The organism is Hydrogenophaga sp. Root209, from assembly GCF_001428625.1.
Taxonomy (GTDB): domain Bacteria; phylum Pseudomonadota; class Gammaproteobacteria; order Burkholderiales; family Burkholderiaceae_C; genus Hydrogenophaga.
Genome location: NZ_LMIE01000007.1, coordinates 72,055 through 78,461, shown reverse-complemented (window position 1 = coordinate 78,461; position 6,407 = coordinate 72,055). Strand labels below are relative to the sequence as shown.

At 62.7% G+C, this 6,407-nt stretch carries 6 protein-coding genes and 3 pseudogenes; 3 read left to right on the top strand and 6 right to left on the bottom strand.

Going from position 1 to position 6,407, the window contains the following annotated elements; genetic code table 11:
• Positions 1–106: 106 nt before the first annotated feature.
• Both ASE11_RS27075 and ASE11_RS26990 read left to right on the top strand, forming a co-directional pair.
• Positions 107–193: pseudogene (locus ASE11_RS27075) on the top strand (transposase); the annotation flags it as partial.
• A pseudogene (locus ASE11_RS26990) lies at positions 192–464 on the top strand (IS1096 element passenger TnpR family protein); the annotation flags it as partial. The pseudogenes ASE11_RS27075 and ASE11_RS26990, both read left to right, overlap by 2 nt.
• Before the next feature lie 69 nt (positions 465–533).
• On the opposite strand, the gene ASE11_RS07825 reads toward ASE11_RS26990, so the two are convergent.
• Entirely contained in the window at positions 534–1,424 is an 891-nt protein-coding gene (locus tag ASE11_RS07825; RefSeq protein WP_056268944.1) for a DMT family transporter, read from the bottom strand.
• 396 nt (positions 1,425–1,820) lie between these two features.
• On the opposite strand from ASE11_RS07825, the pseudogene ASE11_RS25745 reads away from it, so the two are divergent.
• A pseudogene (locus ASE11_RS25745) lies at positions 1,821–1,970 on the top strand (IS3 family transposase); the annotation flags it as partial.
• Between the two features lie 48 nt (positions 1,971–2,018).
• Here the strand turns inward: ASE11_RS25745 and ASE11_RS07815 are convergent.
• The 5 genes from ASE11_RS07815 to ASE11_RS07795 all read right to left on the bottom strand — a co-directional run bounded on the left by ASE11_RS07815 (position 2,019) and on the right by ASE11_RS07795 (position 6,406).
• Positions 2,019–2,570: a zinc-binding dehydrogenase gene (locus ASE11_RS07815; protein WP_200959327.1), complete on the bottom strand. Its 552-nt coding sequence runs from the start codon at positions 2,568–2,570 to the stop codon at positions 2,019–2,021.
• A gap of 80 nt (positions 2,571–2,650) precedes the next feature.
• The gene (locus tag ASE11_RS07810; RefSeq protein WP_056268937.1) at positions 2,651–3,103 is read right to left on the bottom strand and encodes a nuclear transport factor 2 family protein; all 453 of its coding nucleotides are present in this window, start codon (positions 3,101–3,103) and stop codon (positions 2,651–2,653) included.
• Positions 3,100–4,599 carry a bifunctional 3-(3-hydroxy-phenyl)propionate/3-hydroxycinnamic acid hydroxylase gene (locus ASE11_RS07805; RefSeq protein WP_156406267.1) on the bottom strand — a complete coding sequence of 500 codons (1,500 nt, stop codon included), beginning with the start codon at positions 4,597–4,599 and terminating at the stop codon, positions 3,100–3,102. Before ASE11_RS07805 ends, ASE11_RS07810 begins: the two co-directional genes overlap by 4 nt.
• 9 nt (positions 4,600–4,608) lie before the next feature.
• Positions 4,609–5,916 carry a TRAP transporter large permease gene (locus tag ASE11_RS07800; protein WP_056268936.1) on the bottom strand — a complete coding sequence of 436 codons (1,308 nt, stop codon included), beginning with the start codon at positions 5,914–5,916 and terminating at the stop codon, positions 4,609–4,611.
• Positions 5,909–6,406: a TRAP transporter small permease gene (locus ASE11_RS07795; RefSeq protein WP_056268934.1), complete on the bottom strand. Its 498-nt coding sequence runs from the start codon at positions 6,404–6,406 to the stop codon at positions 5,909–5,911. Before ASE11_RS07795 ends, ASE11_RS07800 begins: the two co-directional genes overlap by 8 nt.
• Between the last annotated feature and the right edge of the window lies 1 nt (position 6,407).

Here is a 6,407-nt window from a genome sequence, read left to right as displayed (position 1 = left end):
TGAAGCTGAGGCAAACTATTACCGGCATCTCGCCAATCAGGTGGCAACCGCTGCCTGACTTAAACCAACAAGCCTCCACGAAACGCGGGGCGGTTCAGTTTGCCGCCAGATTGGCGTGTCCGAGGCGACGTACTACACGTGGAAGAAGAAGTTCGGTGATCTGGGCGTGACCGGAGCTCAAGCGCCTGAGGATGCGCATGAGCGACCAGTCTATGTACCTGCGAGCCATTTGTATGAAATGGAGCGGCAGGGATCGCGACCAGAACCTTTCCCAAAAAAGGGGCGGCGGAGTTTCTGTGGGACCTGTTATCTGGGGCATGCGATTTGGCGCCGGCTCTGGGTGCCCCAACACCGTGACGCTGGAAAAACTGGACCGCATCATTCAGAGCGCCATGGGCTGGAAGAACACCCACATGCATGCCTTCGCCGTGGGTGCAGTGCGCTACGCGATACCCGACCCCGATTGGCCGTCCAGGGTCGAGACGTGGGATGAACGGTTGTTCGATTTGGCGACGGTGCTGACCGTTTCCGCCTCATCGCGCCGAGCTCACGCTGGCGAAGAAAGACTTGGGAGAAAACCCCGTCACAAGCGCCGTCCCAAGCACGACAACGCAGGCGCCGAACCATGTGTTCCAGCTAATGATTTCGTCGAGAACCAAGTGACCCCACAACACACCAAACACTGGAATCAGGAACGTGACGGTTAATGCAGACGCTGCCCCAAGGTCGCTAATGAGCCGGAAATAGAGGAGATAAGCAACGCCCGTGCACAGGACGCCCAGTCCAAGGACCGCCAGGGCAATAGTCGGTGTCGGCACTACTGCGTTTGAGAAGAACGGAACGGCCGGCGCAACGATGATTGCGGCTGCCCACATGCTGCCGTGAGCGTTTGCAAAAGGGTCAACTTTCTTTGCCAACTTCGCGTAGTTAGTGGCTACGCCATATGAGAAGGCAGCGCCCAGTCCAAGTAAGATCGCCGGAACAGTGCCTTGGTGGGACATGCTCACGTCGAAGCCGACCAAAATGGCGACGCCAACCACTCCGAGGACCATGCCAACCAAAACGCGCGGGGCCAGTTGCGACCTCGTCCAAGCGGCGCCTATCAACGCTCCCCAAATGGGCGCGGTGGCGTTGAGGATGGACATCATTGAGACGGAAAGAGTCTTCGCAGCGAAAGCAAACAGCAGGAAGGGTAGCGCTGAGTTGAACAGCCCCAGCACAAGATAGTGCGCCCAGTTTTCGCGAACGCGCAGCTGTTTCCTAAGAACAAGCGACACTGCCAGTAGAAAAAGCGCCGCCAGTCCGACTCGAAGCTCGATGAGCAGCCCAGGGCCAAGAACAGGGGCACCCATTCGCATGAACAAAAAAGAGGCTCCCCAGATTGCAGATAGAGAAAGAAGCCGGACCAGGCTGGCGATGTTCATGATGTACTGAAGTCGTGGTAGAAATTTCATGCTAATTGAGATACCACTGCGCCGCTCGCCCTTTCCGGACATCGAATTCAACTGCTCGACTTCGTCGAGTCGTCACCGGTACGTAGCTACTATCTCCGCATACAACTAAGCTTCGGCAGCGATGTTGTGAAATCGGCGTGGGGGTGACCTGCCCGGTTTCTTCAGACCAATGATTTCTAGGAAGATGGCTCCCAACCTGCGAGGAGCCCATGAGAATGAGCCGATTCACCGAGGATGGCATGGACGCCTCCTGAGTCTTATTTCGATCACGATGCAGGTCCCATTCACCTACCAAGGAGACCGCCATGCTCGCTGTGATCGGACTGGATATTGCCAAACGCTTCTTTCAATTGCATTCGGTACACACCCTTCAAGGCCAACGCCGTGTGGGCGTACGACTTCGACACCACCGCCGAAGTCCAGCAGATCAAGTGCCTGACCGTCATCGACGTGTACACGCGCGAGGGTCTGGCGATCGACGTGGCCGGCTCCACCCTTGATTGCCTCAGAAGTGGATGCCGCTGTTTTTTCAATCATGGAAAGGCTCGCAGAGGGTTTCTCGGGTCAGGTGAACGAAGAGGTGATGGTCAGTGCGATCTTGCCCATGTGTGCCCCTGCTTCCATCGCTCGGTGAGCCTGCTGCGCTTGCCGCAGCGCGAAGCATTGATGAACGACGGGGCGGACGCGGCGACCGGTGATCAAGTGCCACACGACCACCCGCAGCCGTTCGGCGATGGCGGTCTTCTCGGGGTCCGGCAAAGGTCGCAGAAGCGATCCTGTCACCACCGCTTCCTTGGCCATGAGCGCACGCAGCGGGACCTGCAAGGCCGCGTCTTCCCCTGGCGACAGGTGCACAATGCGTCCCCGCCGGGCCAGGGCCTTCACATTGGCAGCGGAATATTTGCCTCCCGACATCGGCAGCACATGTGTCGCCGGTGCCGTCGCAAACTGCGCGTAGCCGCCGCCATCGGTCAGTGCACAGACCCGCTGGCCTACCCATTCAGGCGCCACTCCATGTCCCACCGCAACCACGAGCCCTGCGACCTCCAGTCCCGGCACATCGCTGTGCGCAGGGCTCGGGCCGCGCTGACGCTGGTTGCAGTCGTGCCTGTTCACGCCACGGACAGCACCTCGGGCCCTCCCGCGGCAGAGATCTTGATCACCGTCTGCAGGGGTGGTATGTCGACGCTCATGGGTCAAGCCGCTGGGGGTGATTGCCTGCGGGTCGATTGCAGCAACCGCAGTTTCCATTCCGTATGGTCGCGCGACCCACGGACCCAGACCTCGCTGACCCACGAGCGCACCGTCACGGGCTCTTCATTGGGGTTGCGCAGCAGTCGCATTTCCAGTTCACCCACCACCAGCGCACAGTCGCTCATCACCTGCACACTCGGGTTGAGAAGGTCGATCGCCAGAAAGCGCGGCCCGGCCCGCAGGTAGGCCAACAGCTGCGCTTTGTCGTGCCGCTGCCCCGGGGCGTGCACGTAGACCAGATCGTCGGCCAGCAACCCGGCCAGCCAGTCCAGATCGCCTGCCATCACCGCGTCGGCACGGGCGCGTTCGCATGCCAGCAGCGCGTTCACTGGGATACCTTCGCCCTGCGGGCTGCGGTGCGAGCTTGCTTGGGAACGGCCCGGCGCTGCGTTCATGCCGGGACTCCTTCGGCCACATAGCGCTGCACCATGTCATTGATGTCAGCCGCCTGGGTCGCAACCGCAGCAATGTGCCGGTCGGGTCTCAACAACAGGGCGACGCACCCCAGGTCGTTCAGCCACTGCTTGACAGCCGCATCCTTGGCCTCCCGCACCACCAATTGCCCATGGCCCTCTACCGCGCACGCGCGCAACGCATCGGGTGCAACGATGAGCGCAAACCGGTCGCCAAGGCCGTCGTCGAAGCGTTCTCCGTTGTCCAGCAGCGGCTGCGGCGCCACGCGGCCGGCCACATTTCCGCCTGCATGCCAGCCCGGGCCCAGCGCCGGCTGGGGGGTCTTGAACACTTCAGGGTTGGCGGACATACGGGCATCGCGCTCGCGTGAGATGGCTTCGTCGGTGGTCTGGATGACGCCGCCCAGTCGCACAGCGGTTTCAATGAACTCGCGCACATGGGGTGATCGTTCGCTTTCGTAGGTGTCCAGCAAGCTGGGCGGGAATTGGCCCTTCACGACCGCCACCAGCTTCCAGGCCAGATTGAAGGCGTCGCGGATGCCGGCGCACATGCCCTGGCCCATGAAGGGCGGGGTCTGGTGCGCCGCGTCACCGGCGATCAACAGTCGGTCGCGGCGCCATCCACGCGCCACGACCGAATGAAACGTATACACAGCCGGTCGTTCAATCACGCCGTCCTCAGGGGCGACCCAGCGCGCCAGCAAGGCCCAGACCGACTCCGGGCGCACGATCGAGACGGGATCGTCGCCGGGCATGAGCATCAGTTCCCAGCGGCGTCGGTTGCCTACGCCACGAACGTAGGTGGAGGGTCGAACCGGATCGCAGTACTGGATGCTGTGATCCCCCAGATCGGGCCGGTCGCGGTGGAGCAGCACGTCCAGCACCAGCCAGCGTTCGTGCGAGTTCATGTCGTCGAGTTCGGTGCCCATGAAGCGACGCACCAGGGACCGCGCTCCATCGCAACCCACGACGTAGCGGGCTTGTGCGGTTTTCAGCCGTCCGCTGGCCATGTTTTCCACGCGAAGCACGACGCGATCGGCTTTCGGTTCGATCGAAAAAGCCTCGTGTCTGAGCCGGACCTGAACCGTCTCGTGATCATGCATTCGCGTTCGCAGGACTTCTTCAAGCTGAGGTTGGTGGAACCGGTAGCTGGGATGCCAGCCCTGCGGCCCCAACTCCCTGGAGCGGCTGTAGTCGATCAGGACGCGACCCGCAGCGTCCACGAACTTCATGCCCGGCGACACCAGCAGGTGCGGGTAGAGCGTGCCGACGATCCCCATCGCCTGAAATGCCCGCATGCACTCGCCATCGAAGTGGATGGCGCGGGGCAGGCGAAAGATGTCGCCTTCTTTCTCGATCACCAGGACCTTGAGTCCCTGCTGACCCAGCAGGTTGGCCAGGGAGGCACCGCATGGGCCCAGGCCGATGATGGCGACGTCGTGCAGCGTGTCTTCGTCAAAGGCGGTGTCGTGTTCCATTTTTTGAGTTCAACCTTTCAGCGCCTGCGGCAGCCAGAGCGACAGTGCGGGAAACATCAGCAGCACGGACAGGCGCAGGATGTTGGAGACCAGGTAGGGCATCACGCCCCGGTAGATGGCGGTGAGCGGGATGGTTGGTGCAATGCCCTTGACCACAAAGACGTTCATGCCCAGGGGCGGGGCCAGCATGCCGATCTCGATGATCACGACGTTGATGACGCCCCACCAGATCGGGTCAAAGCCCCAACTGATGATCAGTGGCAGAACGAAAGGCATGGAGATCACCATGGCCGCAACCTCGTCGAACACGGCGCCGGCCACAATGAACATGGTGATGAGGGAGAGCACCGCCGCCCACACCGGGATGCCTGAAGCCTGTACGGCTTCCACCATCGCCTGGGGTGCCTGGGTCACGGCCGCAAAGTAGCCGAACAGGGAGGCTCCGATGATGAGCACATAGATCATGCCGCTGGTGCCAGCCGTGCCCATGAGCGCCTGTCGCAGCGACTTCCGGGTGAGCGCGCGGCGCCAGACGGCAAAGCCGAACGCCAGCACCGCGCCCACCGCTGCGCTCTCGGTGGCGGTGAATACCCCCGCCGCCATGCCGCCGATCACGGTGGATGCCAGAAACACCACCGGCCAGCTCATCCTTGCGGCCTGCCAGCGCTCTGCCGCTGTGGCGCGTGGGCCGATGGGCGCGTCCTGGGGGCGCAGCCGTGTGTAGATGGTGATGGCACACAGGTGGCACACCAGCGCGATCAGTGCCGGAACCAGTGCCGCGATGTACAGGGTGATGATCAGCTCCTGTGCCAGAACGGCGTAGATCACCATGATGGAGGAGGGTGGTATCAGGATGCCCAATGTGCCGCCAGACGCCACGGTGCCCGCGGCAAAACCCGGGCTGTACCCGCGCGAGATCATGGACGGCAATGAGGCCTTGCCGAAGGTGGCTGCCGTTGCAACCGAACTGCCGCACACGGCGCCGAAGCCGGCACAGCCACCGACGGTGGCCATGGCGAGGCCGCCGCGTCGGTGTCCCACCAGTGCATAGGCCAGACGGTACAAGTCCTCGGGCAGTCCCGCCACGCTGGCGAACGACCCCATCAACACAAACAGTGGAATCGTCGCCAGTTCCAGCGAAGACAGGTTGTTGGAGGTCTCCGATGCGATCATCGCCAGTGCGGGGTCGAAACCGGCGAGCAGGCCGAAACCCACCACGCCCGCAACACCCATGGCCACGCCAACCGGCACGTGCAGCGCAACCAGCCCGAAGGTCGCGAACAGCCCCAGCAAAGTCAGGACGACAGGATCATCCATTGCCGTTGTCCTCCGGCATGGGTTTCCACACCGTGAGCGCGGCACCTGCGGCGGCCAGCACGATGAGCAGTGCGACCGCTGACCACCAAGGCCAGACGGGCCACCTGAGCACGGGTATGAGCTGGCTGGTTTCGTGCATTTCCAGGGCGAAGTGCACGTACTGCCATGCCATCAAAGCGAAGAAGGCTGCCGTCACCAGCGCGGCAAAGCGGTCCAGCCCGGTCTTGAAGCCTCTGCCCAGGCTGCGGCCCAGAATGTCGACCGAGATGTTGGTGCGCGACACCAGCACATATGGGAAGCAGGCCGCCAGGAGCACTGCGCCGGTCAGCGAGGCGATGTCCACGAAACCGCGGATGGGGCTGGCGAACGCGTACCGCAGCAGCACGTCCACCGCCGTGCCTGCAGCGAGCAGCAGCAGGCCACCAACCGCCGCGAGGGCGAGCCCCGCCGCCGCGCGTTCCACACGCGCGGACCAGGTGTTGTCGTTCATG